Origin of the sequence: Roseibium salinum, assembly GCF_026240905.1 — a bacterium.
GTDB lineage: Bacteria > Pseudomonadota > Alphaproteobacteria > Rhizobiales > Stappiaceae > Roseibium > Roseibium salinum.
The window spans coordinates 4,050,270-4,072,975 of the sequence record NZ_JAPEVI010000003.1; the positions used below are offsets into that span (position 1 = coordinate 4,050,270).

22 protein-coding genes and 1 pseudogene are annotated in these 22,706 nt (G+C 61.8%); 14 read left to right on the plus strand and 9 right to left on the minus strand.

Annotation, left to right across the window (positions count from 1 at the left end):
* Positions 1-48 precede the first annotated feature (48 nt).
* Positions 49-351 (plus strand): helix-turn-helix domain-containing protein, encoded by a 303-nt coding sequence (locus ON753_RS23400; RefSeq protein ID WP_265966048.1) that lies wholly within the window; start codon positions 49-51, stop codon positions 349-351.
* A 28-nt stretch (positions 352-379) separates the two neighbouring features.
* Here ON753_RS23400 and ON753_RS23405 read toward each other — a convergent pair whose 3' ends face one another.
* Both ON753_RS23405 and ON753_RS23410 read right to left on the minus strand, forming a co-directional pair.
* Positions 380-1,318, minus strand: a complete 939-nt coding sequence (locus tag ON753_RS23405) for a LysR family transcriptional regulator (RefSeq protein ID WP_265966050.1) — start codon at positions 1,316-1,318, stop codon at positions 380-382.
* A gap of 241 nt (positions 1,319-1,559) precedes the next feature.
* Complete coding sequence (locus ON753_RS23410; RefSeq protein ID WP_265966052.1) at positions 1,560-2,366, minus strand: creatininase family protein; 807 nt, start codon at positions 2,364-2,366, stop codon at positions 1,560-1,562.
* Positions 2,367-2,528: 162 nt separating this feature from the next.
* On the opposite strand from ON753_RS23410, the gene ON753_RS23415 reads away from it, so the two are divergent.
* Positions 2,529-3,671, plus strand: coding sequence for an MFS transporter (locus ON753_RS23415; RefSeq protein WP_265966054.1), 1,143 nt, complete (start codon positions 2,529-2,531; stop codon positions 3,669-3,671).
* Positions 3,672-3,863: 192 nt separating this feature from the next.
* Complete coding sequence (locus ON753_RS23420; protein ID WP_265966056.1) at positions 3,864-4,394, plus strand: MarR family winged helix-turn-helix transcriptional regulator; 531 nt, start codon at positions 3,864-3,866, stop codon at positions 4,392-4,394.
* 40 nt (positions 4,395-4,434) lie between these two features.
* Here ON753_RS23420 and chrA read toward each other — a convergent pair whose 3' ends face one another.
* Positions 4,435-5,772 carry a chromate efflux transporter gene (gene chrA, locus ON753_RS23425; RefSeq protein WP_265966058.1) on the minus strand — a complete coding sequence of 446 codons (1,338 nt, stop codon included), beginning with the start codon at positions 5,770-5,772 and terminating at the stop codon, positions 4,435-4,437.
* 242 nt (positions 5,773-6,014) lie between these two features.
* Here chrA and ON753_RS23430 point away from each other — a divergent pair, with 242 nt between their 5' ends.
* The 3 genes from ON753_RS23430 to groL all read left to right on the plus strand — a co-directional run bounded on the left by ON753_RS23430 (position 6,015) and on the right by groL (position 8,446).
* Entirely contained in the window at positions 6,015-6,218 is a 204-nt protein-coding gene (locus tag ON753_RS23430; RefSeq protein WP_265966060.1) for a hypothetical protein, read from the plus strand.
* Between the two features lie 231 nt (positions 6,219-6,449).
* Positions 6,450-6,764: a co-chaperone GroES gene (locus tag ON753_RS23435; RefSeq protein ID WP_265966062.1), complete on the plus strand. Its 315-nt coding sequence runs from the start codon at positions 6,450-6,452 to the stop codon at positions 6,762-6,764.
* Positions 6,765-6,820: 56 nt separating this feature from the next.
* The gene (gene groL, locus ON753_RS23440) at positions 6,821-8,446 is read left to right on the plus strand and encodes a chaperonin GroEL (protein WP_265966064.1); all 1,626 of its coding nucleotides are present in this window, start codon (positions 6,821-6,823) and stop codon (positions 8,444-8,446) included.
* 78 nt (positions 8,447-8,524) lie between these two features.
* Here the strand turns inward: groL and ON753_RS23445 are convergent, their stop codons facing one another.
* A complete protein-coding gene (locus ON753_RS23445) occupies positions 8,525-8,869 on the minus strand; it encodes a methylated-DNA--[protein]-cysteine S-methyltransferase (protein ID WP_265966066.1) in 345 nt (114 codons plus the stop codon).
* Between the two features lie 255 nt (positions 8,870-9,124).
* Between ON753_RS23445 and ON753_RS23450 the strand changes: the two genes are divergently transcribed.
* The 4 genes from ON753_RS23450 (at position 9,125) to ON753_RS23465 (ending at position 12,764) form a co-directional block, all read left to right on the plus strand.
* Positions 9,125-10,030 carry a DMT family transporter gene (locus tag ON753_RS23450; protein WP_265966069.1) on the plus strand — a complete coding sequence of 302 codons (906 nt, stop codon included), beginning with the start codon at positions 9,125-9,127 and terminating at the stop codon, positions 10,028-10,030.
* 208 nt (positions 10,031-10,238) lie between these two features.
* Positions 10,239-10,895, plus strand: coding sequence for a L,D-transpeptidase (locus tag ON753_RS23455; RefSeq protein ID WP_377047091.1), 657 nt, complete (start codon positions 10,239-10,241; stop codon positions 10,893-10,895).
* A gap of 144 nt (positions 10,896-11,039) precedes the next feature.
* Positions 11,040-11,573, plus strand: a complete 534-nt coding sequence (locus ON753_RS23460) for an OmpA family protein (RefSeq protein ID WP_265966071.1) — start codon at positions 11,040-11,042, stop codon at positions 11,571-11,573.
* 99 nt (positions 11,574-11,672) lie between these two features.
* Positions 11,673-12,764: a LacI family DNA-binding transcriptional regulator gene (locus ON753_RS23465; RefSeq protein WP_265966073.1), complete on the plus strand. Its 1,092-nt coding sequence runs from the start codon at positions 11,673-11,675 to the stop codon at positions 12,762-12,764.
* A 72-nt stretch (positions 12,765-12,836) separates the two neighbouring features.
* Here the strand turns inward: ON753_RS23465 and ON753_RS23470 are convergent, their stop codons facing one another.
* The 5 genes and pseudogenes from ON753_RS23470 to ON753_RS23490 all read right to left on the minus strand — a co-directional run bounded on the left by ON753_RS23470 (position 12,837) and on the right by ON753_RS23490 (position 18,805).
* On the minus strand, positions 12,837-14,474 hold the full coding sequence (locus ON753_RS23470; RefSeq protein WP_265966074.1) for a BCCT family transporter: 1,638 nt from the start codon (positions 14,472-14,474) through the stop codon (positions 12,837-12,839).
* Between the two features lie 31 nt (positions 14,475-14,505).
* Positions 14,506-14,919: a universal stress protein gene (locus ON753_RS23475; RefSeq protein ID WP_265966075.1), complete on the minus strand. Its 414-nt coding sequence runs from the start codon at positions 14,917-14,919 to the stop codon at positions 14,506-14,508.
* Positions 14,920-15,199: 280 nt separating this feature from the next.
* Complete coding sequence (locus ON753_RS23480; protein ID WP_265966076.1) at positions 15,200-17,086, minus strand: diguanylate cyclase; 1,887 nt, start codon at positions 17,084-17,086, stop codon at positions 15,200-15,202.
* A complete protein-coding gene (locus ON753_RS23485) occupies positions 17,041-17,367 on the minus strand; it encodes a PAS domain-containing protein (RefSeq protein ID WP_265966077.1) in 327 nt (108 codons plus the stop codon). Before ON753_RS23485 ends, ON753_RS23480 begins: the two co-directional genes overlap by 46 nt.
* 254 nt (positions 17,368-17,621) lie before the next feature.
* Positions 17,622-18,805, minus strand: a pseudogene (locus ON753_RS23490) (pyridoxal phosphate-dependent aminotransferase).
* A 231-nt stretch (positions 18,806-19,036) separates the two neighbouring features.
* Here ON753_RS23490 and ON753_RS23495 point away from each other — a divergent pair.
* The 4 genes from ON753_RS23495 (at position 19,037) to ON753_RS23510 (ending at position 22,680) form a co-directional block, all read left to right on the plus strand.
* A complete protein-coding gene (locus tag ON753_RS23495; protein ID WP_265966078.1) occupies positions 19,037-20,137 on the plus strand; it encodes a CobW family GTP-binding protein in 1,101 nt (366 codons plus the stop codon).
* An 11-nt stretch (positions 20,138-20,148) separates the two neighbouring features.
* Positions 20,149-21,126 (plus strand): WD40 repeat domain-containing protein, encoded by a 978-nt coding sequence (locus ON753_RS23500; RefSeq protein WP_265966079.1) that lies wholly within the window; start codon positions 20,149-20,151, stop codon positions 21,124-21,126.
* 6 nt (positions 21,127-21,132) lie between these two features.
* Positions 21,133-21,639, plus strand: a complete 507-nt coding sequence (locus ON753_RS23505; RefSeq protein WP_265966080.1) for a DUF2937 family protein — start codon at positions 21,133-21,135, stop codon at positions 21,637-21,639.
* Positions 21,640-21,780: 141 nt separating this feature from the next.
* The gene (locus ON753_RS23510) at positions 21,781-22,680 is read left to right on the plus strand and encodes a LysR family transcriptional regulator (protein WP_265966081.1); all 900 of its coding nucleotides are present in this window, start codon (positions 21,781-21,783) and stop codon (positions 22,678-22,680) included.
* Positions 22,681-22,706 lie beyond the last annotated feature (26 nt).

The window sequence follows — 22,706 nt, forward strand, 5'->3', positions numbered from 1 at the left end:
TGAAAAGTCTTTTGATCGACTGGATCACGACCAACCTGGAATGGAACGATGACGGCTCATTTTGCTCTGGACCCGATGACCGGCTTGCGCGAACACGGCAAACCCGCCGTGGGCAACATCCGTTGGCCGATCGATTTGCGCGATACGATGACCCCGCGGCAGCTGGAAATCATGCTCAAGCTGTGCGAGGGAAAGGTGAACAAGCAGATTGCCTACGAACTGGATGTCTCGACGGCAACGGTGAAGGTTCACATCCGCAACGCCATTACCCGGCTCGGGGCGAAGAACCGGGTGAACGCGGTGGCCATTGTTGCCGCCAACAGCGCGATTTTCCGCAACGCGATCAACTGATCCGGCGTGCCCGCGAAGCTCAGGACGCCTAGGCGCCCTTCTTGATCATCGCCGAGCGGATGCTTGCGACTTCCGAGGAGAGGAAGTTGCAGAAATCCCTGGCGACGATGGATATGGGGCGATGCGTGGGCGTGAGGATGGAAAGACTGTTCTGGACGCGGGGACGGAAGGGCCGGAAGACGATCAACGGTGGTCCCATGCCGAGCCGGCTGCTCTCCTGGGCCTTGTAGGCCGTGATCATGTCGCAGACCAGGGCGCATAGCCCTGCCTCGACAAAGCGCAGGCCGGGCGAGGCGGTCTGAAGCTCGAACCGCTGGTTGAAGCGCACACCCGCGTCGCGGAACCTTGCCAGTGTCTGCTTGTGGCTGCGATGCTCGTGATGGAGCAGCGCCAGCGGATAGCCGTCCAGTTCCGTCGGAGTTATCACTTCCCTTGCGGCCAGCGGGTCGCTCGCCGGAATGGCGCACATGCATTCAAGATCGAAGTCGACCTGGTCGAAGGAGTTGCGGGCACGCGGCGTCTCCGCGAAGCCGATGTCGTAATGCTGTGCCGCGATCAGTTCCTCGATCTCGGTCGACGTGCGGCTGGCGAGGGCGACCTTGACACTGGGCTTGTCGGCAATGAATTGCGCAAGGCTGTTTGGCAGAAAGTCGGCCACCGCTTCCGGGATGCCCGCAATGCGCAACTGGCCGTGCTCGCGGTTGGCAAGGCCCCGAAGCGTGCGCTTCGAAGTCTCCAGCCGCTCCAGGATGGCTTCCGCTTCGTCCAAAAAGAACTCGGCTTCCGGTGTCGGGACCAGCCGGCCCTGTTCGCGCATGAACAGTTTCAATTCCAGTTCGGTTTCAAGCCCGGCTATGGTCGAGCTGACGGCCGGCTGTGTCCTCCCGAGCGTACGCGCCGCTTCAGAGATGGAACCGCTGCGCATCACCTCTCGAAAAGTCGCCAGTTGCCGAATTGAGAGATTCATGGTTCCCCGAGCGCTGTTACCCTGTTTTTATTTCAAACAATGTGTCCCTTTATCTGAATGAGGTCAACTCCGGCATGCAGGCAGACTGAAGTCGCTAAGCCTTTAATTGAATTCGTTTTCTTTTATTTAAATGATAACTATTCGGCTTGTCGAAATCAGTTCTGAGTTGCTTCTGTCAGTTGAACGCGTGTTGCCGGCAAGTCCTTGTTGTCATAGATGCTTGCATCTAGATTTTCTGCACCTATTGGGCGAGTGGCGTCCCGAGGCGACCAAGGTCGTAGGCGTGGATGTCCTGAAGCAGATCGACGAAACCTGTTGCGGCATGATCCAGCGACAGGCGGCCCTTCTCGGGCGTCGCCCGGGCCGCATTGCCGAGGGCTCCGGCAGGATTGAGGTCCTCCGTTTTCCAGCCGAACTGCGCCTTGCCGTGGCCGCGCAGGTGTTTGAATTCCTGCTGGAAGCTTTGCTGCTGGGAGGTGAAATCCTCCGCCAGGTCCATGCGCACCAGTTCCGGGTGCAGGTGAAGCATCAGCGACGTTTCGATGTCGCCGCCGTGAATGCCGTAGGCAAATTCGTCTTCCGGAAAAAGCCCGTCCGGCTGGCCGAAGCGCAGCCAGTTGGTCGCCGTGACGAACATATCGTGCTTGACGCGCAGTTCCCTCGCGACGATGTCGAGTACCGGAACGTTGCCGCCATGGGCGTTGATCAGCACCAGCTTGCGGATGCCCGTGCGGGCAATGCTTTCGCCGATCTCCAGCCAGCACCGGGTCGCCGTGTCCCAGGAGAGGGTCAAGGTGCCCGGAAAGGAAATGTGTTCGTCGGATTTGCCGACGGCCTGGACAGGCAGAAACGTCACCGGCAGGGCTTGCGGCAACAGTTCCACGACGCGCCGGATCTGTCCTTCCGCGATGGCCGTGTCCGTCGAGACGGGCAGATGCGGTCCGTGCTGCTCGACCGCCGCGACCGGCAGCACCGCGATCCAGTTTCCGCGGTCCGGGTCGTGAAAATCGACCGTGGTCATCTCATGCCAGAAGCGCTTGGGCAGCATCGTCTTGTCCTGTCGTCAGTGTGACATCACCTGCTTTGCACAGCCGGCCCGGGCAGGCAAGTGGCGCTTGTGAAAGCGCTTCAGGCGTGACACATATAATGCTCCCGCTCGGGCCGCGATACCCAATCATGCCGGCCCTACCCACCCAACTCTGGTTCAATCATGAATGCTAAGGCCGCGCGCCGCGTAGTTTCGGCGACCTTTTTCCTGTGCGGAACGCTCATCGGAATGTGGGCGTCCAGGATTCCGGATATCAAGAATGCGACGGGACTGGATGAGGGCGGTTTCGGCATGCTGCTGCTGGTCATGGCTTGCGGCGCCTTCGTCGCCTTTCCCTTCACAGGGATCCTCATCGACCGGATGGGCGCGGCGCCCGTCAGCAAGGGGCTCGCCGTCGCGGTGGTCGCCGCCTTCACGATGATCGGTCTCGCGCCGACGACGCCCCTGCTGGCCGCCGCGATGTTCCTGTCCGGATTCTGCTTCGGTGCGCTGGACGTTGCCATGAACGGATGGGGAGCTGAGGTCGAGAAGGTGTTCGGCCGGCCGGTCATGTCCTCCTTCCACGGTCTCTACAGTCTCGGGGCGGGGGTATCCGCCGCCGCCGGAGGTGCCGCGATCGGGATGGATCTCGGCGTTGCGCTGCATTTCGTGCTGTGGGCGGCGATGTCCGTACCGTTTATCGTCTGGATCTGCCTTGAGTCCTGGCCCAACATGGACGGTGCGGCTGAAAAAAGCGGCAAGGCGCCGCTACTTGCGTTGCCGAAGGGGGCCCTGGTTCTTGTCGGGCTGATCGCCCTTGTGGCGGCGCTGGGGGAGGGGGCCGTCACCGATTGGGCAGCGCTTTACCAGATCGAGGACCTCGGCTATGCGGAATCGATCGCCCCGACCGCTTTTACCGTGTTTTCCATTGCCATGGTCATCATGCGGCTGGCCGGTGACAGGGTCATTGCGCGCTACGGCCCCGTGCCGGTTGCACGCATGAGCGGCGTGGTCGCCCTGCTGGGCTGCCTGCTCCTGGTCTCCGGTTACAGCCTCTGGGTGGTCTGGGCAGGGTGTTTCGTGATGGGGCTCGGCTATGCCGTTCTCTTCCCGCTGGCCATGTCCCGCGCCGCCAGCGATCCGCACATGTCCAAGGGCGCGGCGCTGGCCGCGGTTGCCACGCTTGGCTACGGCGCCTTTCTGTTCGGGCCGCCCCTGCTTGGGTTTATCGGAGACGCCTTCTCGCTCAGAGCCTCCTTCGGTGCAGTGGCCGTCCTGACCCTGACGCTGCCATTCCTGGCCGGGGCGCTGAAGGTGAGGGCCTGAGCCGGCGCTGAGATCGACGTTCCGTTCCCTGTTCGGTGCATGCACGATTTCTATTTGGGCCACTCAAACGGGACCGGCGTGAAATCCGCCTTTCGGCCCGCAGTGTCATTTGACGGTTAAAGAGTGCGGCTACTGTTCGCCCGCGCGACACGTAACAGCGATTCGAATTGACTTGAGGACAGGTGTGACAAGATGGCTTTCAACTACAAGAAAAGCATAACATTTCGTCTGGTTCAGGCCGCGAAAGCCCAACGCGTCCGCTCCGGATCGCACCTGATGCGGATCGGATTGCATCCGGGGCAGGAACTCGTTCTGAAGGTGCTGGCCGATACGGACGGGCGCACCATGAGCGAGCTGGCACTCGCCCTCGGCGTCCAGCCGCCCACCGTGACCAAGATGGTGACCCGGCTTTCCGCCCATGGTTATGTCCGCCGCCAGGCTTCCGACAAGGATGGGCGTCTCGCCCGGGTTCATCTGACGGACAAGGGCCGCGACCTGGTGACATCTGTCGACAGGGCATGGAAGCGGCTGGAACGCGAGGCCATGTCCGGGCTCGACGACAAGGACCGCAAGAAGCTGCGCAAGCTCCTGCGTCAGGTGGAAAAGAACCTGTCGATTTCGGTCGATGAGGATCCGGATCACGAAGCCGATCTGGACGGCGATACGGACGATGCGGGAAAAAAGGAAAAAGAGGGCAAGGAAAAAGAGCTCTCTGCCGCTTGAGGACGGCCGCCGCGACGGGACGGGACCTGTTTGCCGGAGATCATCCCGGTAAGGTCTTGGCGAGAAAGCCGAGCGCTGCCGTCACCGCCAGCACCGTCGCCATGCCGCGCTTTGCCGCAAAAACCAGGAAAGCCGCCAGGAGGGCAATCCCGGCAAGGATGGGGTCCAGGCTGGTGACGTCGGGCCAGAGAACTTCAAGGGCGCCGTAGCTCAGGGTTCTGGTCTCGGCAAAGAGAACGTTCACGGCAAACCAGATCGCCAGATTGAGGATCGTTCCGGCCACCGCCGCGGTAATGGCGTTCAATGCTTTTGCCAGCTTCCGGTTGCCGCGCAGTCTTTCCATCCAGGGCGCGCCGGTGAGGACGAACAGGAAGCTTGGGGCGAACGTCACCCAGGTGGTCATCGCCGCGGCGAGGCAGGCGCCCGTGAGCGAGGAAAACGGAGTCGGTTCGCGCCAGCCCGCCAGAAATCCGACGAACTGCGTGACCAGAATCAGCGGGCCGGGCGTCGTCTCGGCAAGCCCCAGTCCGTCGAGCATTTCCCCCGCGCCGAGCCAGGCTTTGGTTTCGACGGCCACCTGGGCCATGTAGCTGAGCAAGGCATAGGCGCCGCCGAAGCTGACCACCGCCAGCAGCGAAAAGAACTCCGCCACCTCGACAAGAACGTTGCCGGGAGCAAGCAGCACGGCCGCCGCGAGAGGCGGAGCGCCCCAGAGCGCAAGGCCGACGACCAGTGTCCTGACGGAGGAAGCGGCGGACGCTTTCGCCGCCGGCGCATCCTCGTCCGCAAGTTCCGTATTCGGGGCGGACCCGAGCACGAGGCCCAGAAGGCCCGCGCCGATAATCACCAGCGGAAATGGCACGGAGAAGAAAAACAGGGCGCAAAAGGATGCGCCGCAGATGATCCAGGCAAGGCGCGATTTGAGTGCTTTCTTGCCTATCCTGAGAAGAGCCTGCAGGACGATCGCCAGAACGCCCGCCTTCACACCATAGAAGATCGCCGCGATAACGGATGTGTCCGCGTAGGCGGCATAGACATAGCTGACCACCGCCATGGCGAAGGCGCCGGGCAATATGAACAGGAGACCCGCGATCAGCCCTCCGAGCATCCGTCCGCTCAGCCAGCCGCAATAGGTTGCCATCTGCTGGGCTTCGGGGCCGGGCAGCAGCATGCAGTAGTTGAGGGCGTGCAGGAACCGGTCCTCGGAGAGCCACTTGCGGTTTTCGACGAACTCCTGATGCATGACGGAGATCTGCGCGGCCGGGCCCCCGAAGGACAACAGCCCCACTTTCACGGAAACCCTGGTGATCTCGGCAAGCGAGGGGCGCGCATTGACCTGTGCCGGTTCGGTTTCCCGTGAGTGTTGGTCTGTCTGCATGAAGAAGGTGCTTCGTGAACGAGATGCGATGGAACCAGGGCACTGCCGGCAAAAGCGCTTTCAATCGCCATAGGCGGCCCGAAGAGAGTGGTAGTTCCTAGGCCGTTTTTGTGAAAGCAGAAAGACGGAGGTTTCGTCTGGCGGCATTACAAATTGGTCATTTGAAATCCCTCCCGATCGGAACCACGTTTCCTCCCAGTCGTCACCAAGAGTTCGAGGACAGAGGAATTCGGGGCAAGGACATGAACTACCAGACGATCAACGAGGAACGGGGCGCCCGGCGGGCCGCCGAATTGCGGCGACGGTTCCGCAAGGTATCCAGCGCTTCCTTCGGCCGGGCCCGCAGCCGGCTCCAGAACCGCGCGCGCAAGAACCGGGCAGGGGGAATCATGACCTGGTGGGTTCTTGCGGCGATTGTCGTTTTCCTGGGTTTCATCGCACTCTAAGCGGAGAAGCATCAGGGGACCGGTCCAAGTACATGATGGAGATCTGCCGCCTCGCCCCTGGCACTCTGTGCAAGAGAGTGCCAAAATTTTCAGCCAAGTGCTTGAAATCCAGCGATTCGATTCCATAATGGCATATGCGCGATGCCGCAGGGATCGCGTTTCCGGCGCCGGTTTCCGATCGGGTCCGGCGCGGAGGAACCTCTCGAAATGTTTGTCCATAAGGAGAACGACATGACGTTCCGTCCACTACAGGACCGTATTCTGGTACGCCGCATCGAGGCTGACGAAAAGACGCCCGGCGGTATCATCATTCCCGACACAGCCAAGGAAAAACCGCAGGAGGGCGAGGTGGTCGCCGTAGGCCCCGGTGCGCGCGACGACAGCGGCAGCGTGATGGCGCCCGATGTCAAGGTCGGCGACCGCGTCCTCTTCGGCAAGTGGTCCGGCACCGAAGTCAGACTGGGCGGCGAAGACCTTCTGATCATGAAGGAAGCCGATGTGCTCGGTGTGCTTGAGGGAAGCCAGCGCGCAAGTCAGGCCGCCTGAAAGGGGCCTGGCAATCTAACAACAATCGAGAGTGCTGCCTGAAGAGGAGTAGTCCAATGGTTGCCAAGGAAGTGCGGTTCCATACCGATGCGCGCGAGCGCATGATCAGGGGTGTCGATGTCCTCGCCAATGCGGTGAAGGTCACTCTGGGGCCGAAAGGTCGCAATGTGCTGCTGGAAAAATCCTTCGGCGCGCCGCGGATCACCAAGGACGGGGTGAGCGTCGCGAAGGAAATCGAGCTCACCGACAAGTTCGAGAACATGGGCGCGCAGATGGTGCGCTCGGTCGCCTCCAAGACCAGCGACGTTGCCGGCGACGGAACGACCACTGCCACCGTTCTCGCCCAATGCATCGTCAAGGAAGGGGCCAAGGCGGTAGCCGCCGGCATGAACCCGATGGATCTCAAGCGGGGCATCGACAAGGCTGTCGAGGCCGTGGTGGGCGAACTGAAGGGCAAGGCCCGCAAGATCGGCCACAACAGCGAAATCGCCCAGGTCGGGACGATCTCGGCCAATGGCGACGCGGCGATCGGCCGTTTCCTCGCCGACGCGATGGAGAAGGTCGGCAATGATGGGGTGATCACGGTCGAAGAGGCCAAGACGGCGGAAACCGAACTCGAAGTGGTCGAAGGCATGCAGTTCGACCGTGGCTATCTTTCCCCCTATTTCGTCACCGATCAGGAGAAGCTGCGGGTCGAATTCGACGATCCCTATATCCTGATTCACGAGAAGAAACTGTCGAATCTGCAGGCGATGTTGCCGATCCTGGAAGCGGTGGTGCAGTCCGGCAGGCCGCTCCTGCTCATTGCCGAGGACATCGAGGGCGAGGCGCTGGCGACGCTGGTTGTCAACAAGCTGCGCGGCGGACTGAAGGTGGCCGCCGTCAAGGCACCCGGGTTCGGCGACCGCCGCAAGGCGATGCTGCAGGACATCGCGACGCTGACCGGCGGTACGGCGATATCCGAGGATCTCGGCATCAAGCTTGAGAACGTCACGCTGGAGATGCTGGGCCGGGCCAAGAAGGTGGTGGTCGAGAAAGACAACACCACGATCGTCGACGGCGCAGGCACGAAGGAAGACATCCAGGGCCGCGTCGCGCAGATCAAGCAGCAGATCGAGGATACCACCTCCGACTATGATCGCGAGAAATTGCAGGAACGTCTTGCCAAGCTGGCCGGCGGCATTGCGGTCATTCGCGTGGGCGGTTCGACGGAAACCGAGGTGAAGGAGCGCAAGGACCGTGTGGACGACGCCATGCACGCCACACGCGCGGCGGTCGAGGAAGGCATACTGCCGGGCGGCGGCGTCGCCCTCTTGCGCGCGTCCGGGGTTCTGGATGCTCTCAAGGTGGACAATGACGACCAGAAACACGGCGTCGCCATCGTCCGCCGCGCACTCGAGCAGCCCGTCCGCCAGATCGCGGAAAATGCCGGGGAGGACGGATCGATCATCGTCGGCAAGCTGCGGGACAAGCCGGATTTCGAATTCGGCTGGAACGCGCAGACCGGCGAATTCGGCGACCTGTACAGCCAGGGCGTCATCGATCCGGTGAAGGTGGTGCGGACCGCCTTGCAGGACGCGGCCTCCGTCGCCTCTCTCCTGGTCACCACCGAGGCCATGGTCGCCGAAAAGCCGAAGAAGGAAGAGGACGCTCAGCCCATGCCCTCCGGCATGGGCTACTGAGGCGCGCCTCCGGATTCCAGTGATTGAAGATGAGTCTCCCTGGCTGGTGCCCGGGAGACCGCTTCCGGTTGCGCCGGCTCAAAGCAGGAACGGGAACCCGCCTTCCAGCTTCAGGAGGGCGATCTTCGTGTCGAGGCCGCCGTCGCCCGAGTAGCCGCCCAGGCCGTTTGCCGACAGGATCCGATGGCAGGGAATGATGATCGGGATGGGGTTGGCTCCGCAGGCCTGCCCGATGGGCTGGCCGTATGTGTTGAGCTCCTTCGCAAGGTCGCCATAGGTCCTGGTCTGGCCGTAGGGAATTGCCAGCATCGCCCTGAACACCGCCTGATGCAGTTCGCCGCCCCGGGGAGCCAGCGGCAGGTCAAATGTCTTCAGGCGGCCGTCAAGATAGGCCGCCACCTGCCGGCCGGCCTCTATCAGCAAAGGTGTTTCTCCTTGGCATGGAGGGCCGTTCCATTGTAAGCGGGTGATTGCGCCGTCCGTTTCATGGATCGACAGGCGCCCCAGCCATGTTTCGATTTCTGCAACAGGCATATCCGTCCCCCGCTTCGCATGCTGCCTTGGCCGCAGAATGATTAGCGGCCGGCCGGTTCGAGCTCAACCGGACATTTCCCGCAGGCGGAAGTGCCGATCCCCGTCTGTCATCTGGGGATGCTACCAGGAAAAGGCCAGCCGCCGATGGTGCATGACAGTCAGAAACGCTCCGAAAGCGGCGCCGCGGCATCCGTGGCGCCCCTTGCCGGGATCGGTCTCATCGTTCTGGCCTGCCTGTGTTTCGCCTTTCTGGATGCAACGGCGAAATACCTGTCGACCAGCATGCCGACGCTGCAGATCGTCTGGATTCGATTTGTCAGCCACGTTTTCCTGGCGCTGGTCCTGTTTCGGGTCTGGAAAACGCCTTCCCTTTTGAAGACCGGGCGCCCCGTCCTGCAGATCGTGCGCGCCTTCTGCCTGCTGGGAACGACGATCTGCAACTTTCTCGCCGTGCGTTATCTGCAGCTGGCGGAGACCATGTCCATCATGTTTGCCGGCCCGTTCGTGATCACCGCCCTGGCCGGGCCGCTGCTCGGCGAGTGGGCGGGCATCCGGCGCTGGGTGGCGATCATCATCGGCTTCATCGGCGTGCTTGTGGTCACCCGGCCGGGCATGGGCGGCATGCACTGGGCGGCGCTCTATTCGGTCGCCGCCATGTGCCTTTATGCTTTTTACGCGCTGCTGACCCGGCGGCTGACGGCGACGGACGGGTCCGCGGGAATGCTGATCATTTCCGGTATCGTCGCCGCCATTGCGATGACGCCGGCCGGCCTGTCGGTCTGGGTTACGCCGCCGGATCTTCAGACCTGGGCCCTGATGCTCGCCACCGGAGCCCTGGGCGCCGGCGGGCATTTCCTGTTCATCATGGCCCACCGGATTGCGCCGGCGCCGGTTCTCGCGCCGTTCATATACACGCAGATCGTCTGGATGATCACGCTCGGCTTTGTGATCTTCGCCGACGTCCCCACCCCGACCACCATCGTGGGGGCGGCCATCGTGGTCGGATCGGGTCTCTACATTCTCTACCGGGAACGGGTGAAGGGTATCTAGACCTATGTAATTGGATGCCCCGGCGTCGGGTTCGGCAGGCGAATCCGGCCATGTCGCGTGCGAAGGTTGACGGGGGCGGAGAGTTTCAGTCTTAATACCAACCTGCCGGCGAAGAAATGTTACCGGCCGGCATGAAGTATTTGAGATCGATCGCCCTTCCGCTTTCATATATTTGCAAGGGAAGCCGGGCCGGTCTGGGAGGACTGGGATGGAACTCGACCGCCGTGGATTTCTGGCAGGGACTGCCGCCGTCGCCGGCACATTGATGATGCCGCACACGGCCTCGGCCAATGCTGCCGCGAATGCTTATTTTACCGGGTACCGGAAGGATAACGGCTTCCAATACCGCACGACGAACTTCAAGCGCATCGATCCGGTCTGGCACCGGCAGATGGTGAAGTATTTCAGTCCCGAACCGCCGGGAACCGTGGTCGTCGATACCTCCAATCACTTCCTTTACTGGATCTGGGAAAACAACACGGCGCTCAGATACGGCGTCGGTGTCGGCCGCGAAGGCTTTCAATGGTTCGGCCGTGCGCGCATCGACCGCAAGGCGCTGTGGCCCCGCTGGGTTCCGCCGCCCGAAATGCGCGAGCGTCAGCCGGATCTTCCGCGTCTCGTGGAAGGCGGGGCGGCGGACAACCCGCTGGGTCCGCGGGCGCTGTATCTTTACCGCGACGGATCGGACCTCGGTTACCGGCTGCACGGCACGCTGGAGCCTTGGAGTATCGGGCGCGACGTTTCCAGCGGCTGCATCCGGATGTTCCCGGAAGATGTCGTCGATCTCTACCAGCGCTGCCCGAAGGGGACGGCCGTGCTTGTGCTCGAGCATCTCGGCGCCGGTGTCGATGCCGATGCGGGCTGAGGCCGGCAGTTTTTTGAACCGGAGCAACCTGCGCCGAGAGGGGCGCAGACAGGTTCTTCCGGCATTTTGAAGGCGATCAGCTTTTCTGCGGCAGGCGGAACCTGAATGCAGATTGATTGATCCAGAATGAGTTTGGGGGGTTCCTTGAATATATTGACGGGCCGTTTCGGCCGGGGCGCGGCGGTCGCTCTTCTGTGTGGTTTCGGGTTGGCAGCCTGCAACACCTCAGGCAACTTTTCCACGCCGGACGTAACGAACGCGCGCGCGGCCGGGTTCGTGGATATTTCTCCGGGATCTGAGGAGGAATTCATTGTCAATGTCGGCCGGCGCATCTATTTCGAGCAAGGCTCGGCCAGCATCACCGACGAGGCGCGGATGACCCTTGAGAACCAGGCCACCTGGCTCAAGAACAACAAGAACTGGCTCGTCAAGATCCAGGGTCACGCGGACGATCCGGGCAGCGAGGCGGCCCAGGAAACGCTCTCCACACAGCGGGCCGACGCCGTGATGGCCGAACTTGCAAAGCTCGGCGTGGACCGCAAGCGGATGTGGACCAAGGGATACGGCGTGGAACGCCCGGTGACGGATTGCGATGCTTTGAGCTGTCAGGTGCAAAACCGGCGCGTGGTGGTCAATCTGCGGGACGAGTTCGACGAATCGGCCCCGCAGTACCGCTGAGTTGCGCCGAAGGCAGAAAAATCCAATTTCCTGTTTACCCGGGCGGGAGAGGGCTATAACCGTTTTCTCCCACCGCTGATGGGTAACCGAGAACAATGAATGTCTGAAGACAACGGATCCAAGTCTCCGCCGCCGGAGTTGCCGCCAAGACCCGGGAAGCGGCTGACGCTTGGACATATTGCCGACCAGCTCGGCATCTCGACCGCGACCGTTTCCCTGGCCTTGAGGGACAGTCCGCTGGTCGCGGAGGAAACGCGCGAAAAGGTCAAGCAGACAGCCCAGGAGATCGGATATATCTATAACCGGTCCGCGGCTTCGTTGCGCACTTCGCGCAGCCAGATCGTGGGCGTGGCCGTTCACGACATCCTTAATCCGTATTTCGCCGAAGTGTTTTCCGCGCTCGAGGACGTGCTCGAAGAACAGGGGCAGATGATCTTCATCTGCAACCACCGCGACGACGTGAAACGGCAGCGGGCCTTCGTGAACACGCTCCTGCAGCACAGGGCGGACGGGCTGATCCTCTGTCCGTCGGTGGGTACGTCGGCGGAGGAAATCAACCGCCTGGTCGACCAGGGCCTGCCCGTAACGCTCGTGGCGCGTGAGGTTCCGGGCGTCTGGGCGCCCTGCGTGCGCGGCGATGACCTCTCCGGGACCTATCAGATCACCAGGCATTTGCTCGCCCAGGGCCACACACGGATCGCAATGGTCGGCGGCCGGCGGGGCAGTTCGACGGGGCTGCTCAGGAATGCGGGCTGGCGCAATGCCCTGCAGGAGGCTGGGATCGACCCGGACGAACAGATCGACCTGCCCGAACTGATGACGCAGGCCGACGGGCGGGCGGCGGTTCCCAGGATCCTGGAAGCAGAAGTCCAGCCGACGGCCATCGTCGGCTTCAACGATCTGGTGGCCTTCGGCCTGATGACGACCTTGCGCCGTCTGGGCATCGAGCCGGGTCCGGACATGGCGATTACCGGCTATGACGACATCGACGGTGCCGATGCCCGTACGCCGGCCCTGACCACCGTTTCCAACCAGCCGGACAAGATCGGCCGGCTGGCGGCGCTGACACTTCTCAGGCAGATCGCGGGCGAGCGTGTGCCCAACAAGCCGATCGTTATCGAACCTGAACTGAGGGTGCGGGAAAGCGCTCCTCCGCCGGGCGTCCGTCTGGCGCCCAGACTGGCCGAATAGCTTTCCGGTACCGGGAAAAATAGAAACGGGCGGCCGAGCCGCCCGTTTCCTGTTTCAGATGGGGACCTGTCCCTAACGGGGTTCGTCCATGAGCCCCTTGAAGATCGCGTAACAGGCCAGTAGCAGCACGATCGTGAACGGGAAGCCGGTGGAGACCGCCATGGCCTGCAGGGCGCCCAGACCGCCTCCCATCAGGAGCGCGATCGCGACCAGGCCTTCGAATGTGCACCAGAACACGCGCTGGGGAACGGGCGCATCGACCTTGCCGCCCGCCGTGATCGTGTCGATGACCAGCGATCCGGAGTCGGACGAGGTGACGAAGAACACGATGACCAGGACGATGCCGATGAACGAAGTGATCCGTGCCATCGGCAGGTCCGCCAGCATGCCGAACAGGGAAAGTTCGGGGCTGTAGCTGGCGATCACGTATTCCCGCACCTGGCTGTTGGTATCCGTCAGCACCTGCTCGATTGCTGTGCCGCCGAAGGCTGTCATCCAGGCGATGGAGACGACGGTCGGAATGATCAGCACGCAGATGATGAATTCGCGCACGCTCCGGCCACGGCTGACGCGGGCGATGAACATGCCGACAAACGGTGACCAGGAAATCCACCAGGCCCAGTAGAAGGACGTCCACCCCTGACGGAAGCCGTCGTCTTCACGCCCGAAGGGCATGGAGAGGGGAACGATTTCCTGGCCGTAAGACACGATGTTGGCGAAGAAGCCCGAGACAATGTTTGCGGTCGGACCCGCGAGGATGACGAAGACGAGCAGCAGGGCCGCGATCATCATGTTGATTTCGGACAGGACCTTGACGCCGCCATCGAGGCCGCGCAGCACCGAGACCAGGGCGACGCCGGTGATGCCGATGATCAGCACGACCTGAGCCGTGGTGCTGACCGGAATGCCGAAGACGAACTCCAGGCCGGCATTGGCCTGCTGTGCGCCGAAGCCGAGCGAGGTTGCCAGACCGAACAGCGTGGCGAGAACCGCCAGGATGTCGATGATGTGCCCGGGCCAACCCCAGGTGCGTTCTCCGAAAATCGGATAGAACACGGAACGCATGGTGAGCGGCAGGCCCTTGTTGAAGGAAAACAGCGCAAGGGCAAGCGCAACGACCGCATAAATCGCCCAGGGATGCAGCCCCCAGTGGAATATGGTGGCGGCCATGCCCATGGCCCGTGCGGCGGCCACGTTTTCCTCAATGATGTTTCCATCCGCGTCAAACGGCGAGGGTACGCCGACGGGTTCGGAAAACGCCATGTGGTAGACCGGCTCCAGAACCCCGAAGAACATCAGGCCGATACCCATGCCGGCCGCGAAGAGCATCGCGAACCAGCCGAAATAGGTATAGTCGGGGGTTGCGTCCTTGCCGCCGATCCGGACGCCGCCCAGAGGCGTCACGATCAGCGCCAGGCACACAAGAACGAAGACGTTGCCGGAAATGATGAAGAACCAGTCGAGATTTGACGTCAGCCACTTGCGCATCGCCTCGAAGACCGGGCCGACTTCGGCCTGGAAGATGAGGGTCAGCAGGACGAAGGCGACGATCATCAGGCCCGACACCAGAAAGACCGGATTGTGGATGTCGAGGTTGAACGGTCCTACGCTCGCTTCGATATTGTCCTGACCGATTTCATATTCGGTGTCGATGAGGGTGACATCCCCTTCCGGGGTCGGGATGCCCTGGTTGGAAGCGTTATCGCTCATGGGCGGCGTTCCTTGTCGTTCGAGAATTGTGTTATCTGATCAGGAAGACGGAAACGTCCGAATGAGACGCGACGCGACCGCCATTGGACGGCCAGACGTAGTCCTTCAGGTTGGGAACATGTGTGGCCATCACCACCAGGTCCGCGTCCGTCTCGTCTATGGCCTTCAAGAGGGCGTCTTCCAGTTCGACGGCCGGATCGTGAGCGAAAACCGCGTGAGCGGATGCCGTAATGCCGTGCTTGTCGGCCTGTCCGTTCGCGAAAGCGTCGAGCTTTGAGCGAAATTCCTCCGGCGTATGGGCGAGCGCGCCGGGCACGGCGGAGGTTACAGCAGCAAAAACAACGGGGATGTTGTCAAGCTTTGCGAGATAAACGCCTGCGGATATTGCCTTTTCAAGCTTGTCCACGTGGCCGAGGTCGATCGGAATGAGTATTCTTTTGAACAAATTTCCCTCCATGTCTCGATTCGGCAAGAACCACTAAAGCTCTTTCTTTTAGATCGATCCAGCGGAGGGTCCGCTATAGTATAGTCATTGTTTTTATTTTAGTTTCTCGCCACTCCGCAATCTCTGACGATACTGTGGCATATGGCGGCGGCATCGTCAAAAACCGGCGTGAACGTGCGGCCAGACGACAAATCGGCTCGCAAAAGCTACCGATGGCAGATATGGCGATGACGCCGTGCGCGTGGCCGTTATCCGGTCGTTGGCGCGGATTCGGGTCGGTTCAGAAGTAGTTTGCCGGCTTGTTTTCCGGCTTGTGGATAACACACCGGTTGCGGCCGGCGTCTTTTGCCTCATAGAGCGCCGTGTCCGCTTTGCGCATCAGCGTCGAGAACTCGATGTCTTCCCGGCTGGCTGCCGCAAGCCCCATGCTGCAGGTGATCGGCTGTTCCATATGTCCCGGCCGGCACTCGCTGAAGATCTTCTTGCGCAGCCTTTCGCAAACCCGCAGGGCCTCGTCGAGACCGGTGTCGCTCAGGATGAGGCAGAATTCCTCGCCGCCCACCCGGCCGAACACGTCCACGGTCCTCAGTTCCTCGCTGACCGCGTCGGCAAACCGTCTCAATACGTCGTCGCCGACGGCATGGCCGCAACGGTCGTTGATCAGCTTGAAATGATCAATGTCCATCATGACGGCGGTGAGGGGCTGCCTTGACCTGCGGAATCTCTGGACTTCGATATTGGCCTTCTCCAGGAATGCGCGCCGGTTGAGGAGCTGGGTCAGATCGTCGATGCTGGCGACACGCTCCAGGCTGACCTTTGCATCCATCAGGGCCTGGTGGTCCCGCTGGCGGGCGATCTCGTGGCCGATCCAGTCCGCAAACCGGCGGACGATCTGCAGATCGTCCGCCGTGAAGGGCCGTTTGCGGATCTCGGGCGCGGAGAAATTGATCGTGCCGTGAGGGATGCCGTCGACCAGCAGGGGCGCCCCGATATAGCTCTTCAACGAAAGCACTTCTCGGCAGCGGTGGCCCGCGGATTCGGATTGCGTGGAGTCCTCCGTTGCAGGAGGTTTACCGGCCTCAAGCTTCGATACGCGGTGAGTGTCGCCAAGCGGGCAAGTGGTTCCCGGCAGGAGTTCGCCGTTCGGACTGTGTGCGTGAATGATGGTGTAATGATTGTTGACGACGTGGCTGATGATGCCGAACGGCAGGTCGAAATGCTCACACCCGAGCCTGAGGATGTTGCCAATCTTGCCTTCGTGGGAAAGTTCACGGGTTGAGGTGATCGCATAGAACTCCGCCAGTGTGCGTTCCGTCTTCTTGCGGTCCGTAACGTCGGTGATCAGCACGACCAGACCATCTACGCCGCCTTGATCGTTGAGGCGGGGAGTGCAATCCAAATGGCATTCGCGCAGGACGCCGTCGGGAAAGTTCAAGCTGATTTCCACCGAGACCTTTTCCCCCTCGAGGGCATCCAGGAAAATCGACTGCACGGCCTCGCGCTCCTTCCAGGGGAGGCGGTCGCGCAGGTTGGTTCCGATCAGGTCCTCACTCGTGCCGTTGAACCATTCGCAACCGGTCTTGTTGATGAAGAGGCAGGTGCCGTCGGGCGCAACCTCGGTGATATTGGCAGAGACATTGTCGGCAATCAGCGACAGATTTCGATAGGCGCTTTCCGCCCTTGCCCGTGCGGCCTTCAATTCGGTGACGTCGGCCCGAATTCCCGCCGTTCCGCCGCTGCGCATCTTGGTTTCGGAAATGCGCAGCCAGCGGCCGTCGGCAAGATTCTGCTCGATAACCGTCCCGTCTGCGGACTGGTGCCTTTCGAGGCGCTCTGCAAGCCACTCCTCGTCAGTCAGTCCGCCGGTGTCATATTGCTTTCCCTGCAGGCCGAAACGCAGGATCTCCTCGAAGCTGTTGCCGGGAACCATCGCGGGAGCGGACGGAGCATAGATTTCCCGGTAATTGTCGTTGCAGATCACCAGCCGGTCATCACGATCGTAGATCGCAAAGCCTTCGGGAATGGCGTCCAGCGCGTCTTCAAGGGTCAGGGCGATGTCACGAAGCTTGTCTTGCAACGCCTTGCGCCCGCTAATGTCGCGGGCAATGAACAAGAGGCCGGTCAGATTGTGCGATGTGTCAAACAGCGGCGCGCTGACGACCTCCACGGGGGTTTTCGTTCCGTCGCCGCCGATGATGTTGATTGCATATGACTTGCGGTGCCGTCGATCGGCGGGGAGTGGTACAGCACCGCCATCTTCTCGAACTGGGCAGGGTTGGCGAAAAACCGTTTTGTCGTGGTTCCGAGCAATTCTCCGCGGTCAACCTGCAGCAGCTTCTCCATGGCCTTGTTCGCAAAGACAACGATCCTTTCCGGGTCCGTCACCAGGACACAGTCGTTCAATTCGCCGAACGATCGTTCCAGATCCAGAGTAATGCAATCAGCCATGTACTTCGTGTTTTCTCCCGTCGAGATACCTTAAATCGTGGTTCTCCGCCGGATCATATCAAAAGACCGGCATCTGCCGACTGATCCTGATCAGTCGGCAGATGCTTTCGTTCAATTGAGTTGAGATCGCAATAGTTCAGGATACATGCATCAGCGTGTATGATAAATGCGGGAAAATGCTTAAGGTTGAGCAAAGATTACCCTGGGTAATCCTGCTGGGCTTCCCGCAAGGCCGCGAATTCGAGATTGTCTGTTCAGCGCACCTTGCCGCGTTCTTGCAGAAACTGGCCAATGCGCTCCAGGGCCGTCCTGATATTGGCCGTGGAATTCGCATAGGACAGCCGGATGTATCCTTCTCCCAGGATACCGAAATCCGGACCGCCGATGACGGCGACGCCTGCCTCTTCCAGTAGGGCCGAGGCGAGCGGTTTTGCCTTCCAGCCGGTTTGCTTGACATTGGGAAACGCGTAGAAGGCGCCAAGCGGTGTCCGGCAGGTGATGCCGTCGATTGCGTTCAGCCCTTCCACGATCACGCGGCGGCGCCTGTCGAATTCCGCGACCATTTCCTCAACGGCGGTTTGCGGACCGGTGAGGGCGGCAAGGCCGGCATATTGGGCAGGGGCGTTGACGCAGGACCAGGCGTTGACCGCCAGCTTGCGCGCCTTGTCGATCAGGGCGTCCGGCCACACCGAGTATCCCATCCGCCAGCCGGTCATCGCGTAGGTTTTCGACCAGCCGTCGAGCAGGATCAGGCGGTCGGCGAGGGACGGGAAGCTCGTCAGGGAGACATGCTCCATGCCGTCATAGGTCATCTGCGAGTAGATCTCGTCGGAGAGCACCGCCACATGCGGATGGCGTTCCAGGCCGGCGACGAGCGTTTCGATCTCGGCACGGGGCGTGACGCCGCCGGTCGGATTGGCCGGGGAGTTCAGGATCAGCAGCCGGGTCCTGTCGGTGATGAGCGACAGCGTTTCCTCTGCGGAGAAGGCGAAATCGTTGTCCTCCCGGATCGGCACGGGAACCGGGCGCGCGCCGGTGAATTCGATCATGGACCGGTAGATGGGAAAGCCCGGATCCGGATAAAGGATCTCCGCTCCCGGTTCGCCGAACATCAGGATGGCCATGAACATGGTGACCTTGCCGCCCGGCACGATCAGCACGTTGCCGGGGTCGGTCTCCACGCCGTGGCGTTTGTAAAGACCGGCGGCCACCGCTTCGCGCAAGGGGGAATTCCGGTTGCCGGCGTATAGCCGTGATGCCCGTCGCGCAGCGCTTTGACGGCCGCTTCGACGATGTGTTCCGGTGTTTTGAAATCGGGCTGCCCGATGCCCAGATTGATGATGTCGCGGCCCTGGCCGGCAAGCTCGGTTGCCCTTGCCAGAACGGCAAATGCGTTTTCTTCACCAATCCGGTCAAATCCCGCGATCGTCCGCAACATCGCTGCCTCCGTGTCATTGCCTGCGGTTTGGGCAGGACGTTAGGGTACGGACCCTAGTTCGCACGGAATGTCTTGCAAAGGCGGAAATGGGGGCAAAACGTTCGCCGGCCGGCAACACAGCACAGGAAAATTCGGACCCGCCCTCCCATTGAGCCCGGGATATGCTTATATTCCCGGCCAAGGGCCCGCCTCTGCGGGCAAGTTCCAAATCCTCTTGCCAGGAAGTGCTTAATGTCTGCGACCCAGGACGCCCGGACGGACGCCCCGAAACAAATCCCCGTCACCGTTCTGACCGGGTATCTCGGCGCCGGAAAGACCACGCTGCTCAACCGTATTCTGACGGAAAACCACGGCCAGCGCTATGCGGTCATCGTCAACGAGTTCGGCGAGGTCGGTATCGACAACGATCTTCTGGTCGAATCCGACGAAGAGATCTTCGAGATGAACAATGGCTGCATCTGCTGCACGGTCCGCGGCGACCTGATCCGCACCGTGCAGAACCTGATGAAGCGCAAGGGTGCTTTCGACGCCATCATCGTGGAGACGACCGGCGTGGCCGATCCGGCCCCGGTCGCCCAGACCTTCTTCATGGATGACGACGTGCGCGCCGCTGCAAGGCTCGATGCCGTTGTGGCGGTGGTCGACGCCCGTCACGTGCTCCAGCGCCTGGAGGATACGGAGGAAGCGCAAGACCAGGTGGCCTTTGCCGACGTGATCCTGATCAACAAGACGGATCTCGTCTCCGATGACGAACTGGCAAATGTCGAAGCGCGGATCCGGTCGATCAATCCCTATGCTGTCCTCCATCGCAGCGAGCGTTGCGGCATCGATGTCGCCAAGGTGCTGGACCGCGGCGCCTTCGATCTCGACCGCATCCTGTCGCTCGATCCGCACTTCCTGGAGCATGGCCACCATCATGGCGACGAATGCGGCCCGGACTGCGATCATGATCACCACGACCACCACCATGAGCACGGGCATGACCACGGGCACGGACATGATCATCACCACCATCATGACCATGCCAAGGACCCGCATTCGGTGCAGAGCATTTCACTGAGGGCGGGCGACCTCGACCCGGATATGTTCTTTCCGTGGATCAATCAGGTCACCCAGGTTCAGGGGCCGAACATCCTGCGCATGAAAGGCATCCTCGCCTTGAAGGGCGATCCGCAGCGCTACGTGATCCAGGGTGTCCACATGATCGTCGAAGGCGACCATCAGCGCGACTGGAAGGCGGACGAGCCGCGGGAGAGCCGCCTGGTCTTCATCGGCCGCGATCTCAATTGGGACGTGCTGAGAGACAGTTTCCAGGCCTGCGCCGCGCAATAGGGAATCGAGATTTGCCGACAGTAGCTCCAGTGGACGTGGACGGTTTCGTCGTCCGCGCCGGCTTTTTAAAGGATTGCGCCTATTTCGCGTCCGGCGAAGGCGAGATCGTTCTCTCGGGCGCGGGCGAGAAAAGGCATCGCCCGCACAAGGTGGGACTTCTGGCGGCCGAAGCGGCCAGGGACGGCCAGGGCCTGATCACCTCCGGCGACGATGGCTGCATCTATCTCACCAGCGCCGACGGTTCCTCCCGGCTTCTCGCCGAGCGGCCGCGCAAGTGGATCGACCTGATCGCCGCCGGGCCGTCCGGCACCGTTGCCTTCGCCAGCGGACGGACGGCCTGGGTGCGGCTTGCGGACGGCAGCGAAAAGGAGTTCGCCCACGAGCGGGCCGTTGGTGGCCTGGCCTTCGCGCCCAAGGGCCTCCGCCTGGCGGTGTCGCGCTATGACGGGGCGACGCTCTGGTGGGCCGGCACGCAAGGCTCGCCCGTGGAACTTTCCTGGAAGGGCGCCCATCTCGGCGTCAGTTTTTCGCCCGACGGCAAGTATCTGGTCACGGCCATGCAGGAGAATGCACTGCACGGCTGGCGGCTGACAGACAGTCAGGACATGCGCATGACCGGATATCCGGCCAAGGTGAAGTCCTTCGACTGGTCGGTCAAAGGCCGGTACCTGGCAACCTCCGGCGCCAATGCCGCAATCCTGTGGCCGTTCTTCGGGAAGACGGGTCCCATGGGCCAATCTCCCCTTCAACTCGGCGTCAGGGGCGACAACCTCGTCACCACCGTCGCCTGCCACCCGAAGGAAGAGGTTGCAGCGGTCGGCTATCAGGACGGCATGATCCTGATGTGCCGGTTTACCGACAATGCGGAAGTCCTGCTGCGGCGCCCGGGCAAGGGGCCGGTTTCCTCCCTGGGCTGGGACGCGGAAGGCGCCCGGCTGGCGTTTGGAACCGAAGCAGGCGAGGCCGGCATCGTCAGCCTGCAGGATTAAACGGCGATGGCGCGGGTCCTGATGCTGATCGTCATGCTGCTGAGCGGAACCGCGACGTCGCAATTGCCGGAATTCTCCCAGCAGTACCGCCAGCGCCTCGGCGGGGCGATCGATGCTTTGGAAGAGATCATCGCCGACTTCAGGCAGGACGCGGAGCAATACGGCCTCACCATTGCGCAGGCCATCGCACGCCAGAAGGCGTCGAGCGATCCGTTCATCCGCGCACGCGGCGACAGCATGGCCGAGGCCGAAATGCGCCTGGTCCGGCTGAAGGAACAACGGGAAGAGCTGCAATCGGCAGGTCAGTTTCAGCGGCTCTTCATTTTTGCAGGCGGATTCGATCCGCACCTGGCGCAGGCGACCGCCGAGGACTATGAACCCGCCGTGCCCGTGACACTCGCCGGCTTTGCCAGTGCCGGTGCGGGTGCGCTCGCCGCCCTGCTGGTCATCCGCCTGCTTACGGGCCTTGTCCGCCTCGGCGGCCGCCGGCGGACGGCTCATCCCCCGTCCTGACACCACCCCGGCTTATCGTGTTGCCGGCACAGGTGATTTTGCTTTCGGTCGCCCACTCGGCAAGCTGGCAAGATCTTTGACCTTGCGGCAGGAAATGATAAGCAGTCTGTTCGGATAGTGCCGGGGCGGAAAGGATGTCGGATGGATGCCATCACGCGGATGCGCTGCTTCATTCAAGTTGTCGATTCAAACGGATTTTCCGCGGCCGCCCGTGAAATGGGGCGCTCCAAGGCACTGGTTTCCAAGTATGTCGGCGAGCTTGAAGACGAACTCGGCGTGCGATTGCTGAACCGGACGACCCGGCAGGTCTCGCTCACCGAAGTCGGCGAGGCCTATTACAAGGAAGCCGTCGAAATCCTCCAGAGGATCGATGATCTTCAGGCCTCCGTTCAGTCCTCGCACAGGGAAGTGCGGGGCAGGCTGCGTGTGTCCGCTCCCAGATCCATGGGCGACGTCATGCTCAACAAGCCGATGATGCAGTTTCTGGTCGAGAACCCGGACGTGGTCCTGGATCTCAGGCTGGAGGATCGCTTCGTCGACCTTGTCGAAGAGGGCTTCGATGTCGCCATCCGCGTGTCGCAACTGGACGACTCCAGCCTGATTGCCCGCAAGATCGCCCCCTTCAAGACCGTGCTTTGCGCCAGTCCGTCGGCGATAGAGAAATACGGAGCACCCAGGACACCGGCCGATCTGGCGAGCCGGCCCTGCATCATAGATACCAATTACCGCTTCAAGCAGAACTGGATGTTCAACGAAGAGGGACAGCGGCTGTCCGTGACCGTGAAGGGGCCGCTGGAGGTCAACAGCGCGGCGGCGGCGCGCGAAGCAGCCTTGCGGGGCCTCGGGTTTCTCAGGACGCCGCTCTTCTTCGTGGCAGAGGACATCGAGAAGGGCGATCTGGTCGCTCTTCTTGAAGGGTCTGAGAACGATTCGCTCGGCATATACGCGGTCTATCCGCACCGGCGGCATCTGAGCGGCAAGGTGCGTGCTTTCGTCGACTTCCTGGCGAACTGGTATTCATCCGGGAAGTCGGACCGCTGACGGTTTGTGCCGGGCGCGCAGGTTTT